Source organism: Flavobacterium sp., assembly GCF_027490375.1.
GTDB lineage: Bacteria > Bacteroidota > Bacteroidia > Flavobacteriales > Flavobacteriaceae > Flavobacterium.
In genome coordinates, this window is sequence record NZ_JAIXYH010000098.1 from 1 (window position 1) to 2,770 (window position 2,770).

Sequence of the window (2,770 nt, forward strand, 5' to 3'; positions counted from 1 at the left end):
ATGAAGAAACTCTGTTTAGCTGCTTTGATGCTTTTTGCTGTTGTCCCGGAATTTTGGGCGCAGCAAGACCCGCACTACACGCAGTACATGTATAACATGAACGTAATCAACCCGGCTTATGCGGGCTCCAAGGAGAATTTATCTTTTGGATTGCTCTACCGCAAGCAGTGGGTCAATATAGATGGTGCTCCCGAGACGTTTACCTTCTCGGGCAGTACCCCTGCTGGGAAGAATGTGGGTATTGGTTTGTCGTTGATCTCCGATCGTATTGGTCCGGTTAACGAACAAAACGCCTATGCCGACTTTTCCTACACCTTGAATTTGGGTGGCGAACACCGTTTGGCCTTGGGTTTGAAAGCAGGTGCCACCTTTCAACGCATTGGACTCTTTAGCGATATTTCTCCTTCGCTTCCGGTTCCTACCGACGATGCCTTTAGCGAAGACACCAACAACGTGTATTTGAACATCGGTTCGGGCTTTTTCTATTACACCAACAAATACTATGTAGCCTTCTCGGTGCCGAACATCCTTAAGGCAAATCACTTGGATTTCAACGGAGTGAAGTACGGTACCGAAACCCAGCACTTCTTCTTAACCGGTGGATATGTCTTTGATTTGAATCCGAATTTGAAGTTCAAACCCTTTACCATGATTAAAGGAGCATTCAATTCACCGACGACTTTTGATGCCAACGCCAACTTCTTGTTCAACGAGCGTTTTGAACTCGGTGCGTCTTACCGTTTGGATGAGAGTATCGGGGCTATGGTAAACTTTGCCATCAACCCGAACTTGCGCATCGGTTATGCCTACGACCATATTATCTCGGATTTGAATACCGCAACAACCTCCTCACACGAGATTATCTTGTTGTTTGATTTGAACTTCCCCAAGAAAATATCCCGATCTCCACGTTATTTCTAATTTCTATGCAAAATCTAAAGATGAAACAGTCAATAATCTTGTTAGCCTTGCTTTGCAGCCTGTGGTCTAATGCGCAAAACAAAACAACAGCAGCCGCTGATAAATTGTTTGCTCGCTTGGAGTATGTGGAAGCGGCTCAGGCGTACCAAAAATTGGTAGATAACGGAAAGGGCAACAATTACATTTACCGCCAACTAGCCGAGGCTTATTACAACGTGTTTAACAGCAACGAAGCCGTGAAATGGTTTGCACTAGCAGCCAAAGAGAATCAAGATGCCGAATTCTATTGGAAGTACGCGCAAATGCTTAAAGCCAACGGCAAGTACGAAGAGGCCAACAAACAAATGGCCGTCTTTGCTCAGAAAGCACCCAACGACCAGCGCGCAGCCAACTTTAAGTCGAATCCCAACTACTTGTCTAAACTGCTAGACAAACAAAAGGCTTTTAATGTAAAAACCATTAAAATCAACAGCGAGAAGACCGACTTTGCCGGCTTTCTCTCCAACGAAAGCCAACTCTACTTTGTGAGTTCACGAAACAAAACCAAAAGAACCGACGGTTGGAACGAAGAACCTTACTTAGACATCTACCGCGTTACCTACACCACCGACGGTAACTTCGGAAAAGTTGAGGAACAAGCCGATTTGAATACCAAATGGCACGACGGTCCGGTAACGATCTCAGCCGATGGAAAGACCCTATACTTCTCGCGCGATAGCCATGCCGAGAAAAAGTTCGAAAAAGACAAAAAACTCAACGCCAAGTTCGGACAAGTGAATTTGTTTCGAGCCACCAAAAACGGCGAGAAGTGGGAGAACATCACCGCGCTGCCTTTCAACAGCAACACCTACTCCACTAGCGCACCGGCCTTAAGTGCCGACGGCAAAACCCTGTACTTCTCCTCGGATATGCCCGGATCAATCGGGGGAACCGACATCTGGAAAGTATCGATCAACGGCGATAGCTACGGAAAACCCGAAAACCTCGGACCTAATGTAAATACCGAAGGCAACGAACAGTTCCCGTTCATCACCGCCGATAACCTACTCTACTTCGCCTCGAACGGCAGAATCGGATTGGGCGGACTCGATATCTTTGTGGCCAACTTAGCCAAAAACGAACCGGCTTCCAACCTAGGAAAACCCGTAAACTCCGAGAAAGACGACTTTGCCTTTAGCTTCAATGCCAGCAAAAATGTAGGTTTTATCTCCAGCAACCGCACCGGAAACGACGACATTTACCTGATCGAACCCCTGTGTGCGGTCGAGGCGCAGATTGCCGTAACCAATCTAAAAACCGGCGATCCACTCCCAGGAGCACAGGTAACCATACTCGATGAGAAACAAAACCCGATTCAAACCCAAACTGCCGATGCCAATGGTTTGGTAACCTACACGGTAGAGTGTAACAAAGCCTACGGCATTCAGGCCACACAAGACGGTTTTGAAAACGGCGTGTTTGCCATTGCTAAATCGCCAAACGGAAAAGTAACCGTAGCAGCGCCTCTAGCACCAATTGAAGTGAAAATCACCGAAACCGAAGTGATTCTCAATGAAATCACCTTCGAATACAACAAGGCAAACATTACCAAAGAAGGCGCCTTCGAACTCGATAAGTTAATCGGAGTGCTCAAAGCCAATCCGAATATGGAAATCTTGGTCAAAGCACACACCGACAGCCGCGGTACCGACAAATACAACTTAGAGCTCTCAGACAGACGTGCCAAAGCAACCGTACAATACGTCATCTCTAAAGGAATTGCCAGCAACCGAATCGCCGGAAAAGGATTCGGAGAAAGCGAACCCAAAATCGATTGCAAAGAAAACTGCACCGAAGAACAATACGCCAT

Annotated in this window: 2 protein-coding genes; both read left to right on the top strand. The window is 46.8% G+C overall.

Annotated elements, in window-relative coordinates; translation table 11 throughout:
- The coding region (locus Q0064_RS14395) for a type IX secretion system membrane protein PorP/SprF (RefSeq protein ID WP_298148905.1) at window positions 1–921 on the top strand (921 nt) is incomplete at its 5' end.
- Between the two features lie 20 nt (window positions 922–941).
- A partial coding sequence (locus tag Q0064_RS14400) for an OmpA family protein (protein WP_298148906.1) occupies window positions 942–2,770 on the top strand: 1,829 nt, incomplete at its 3' end.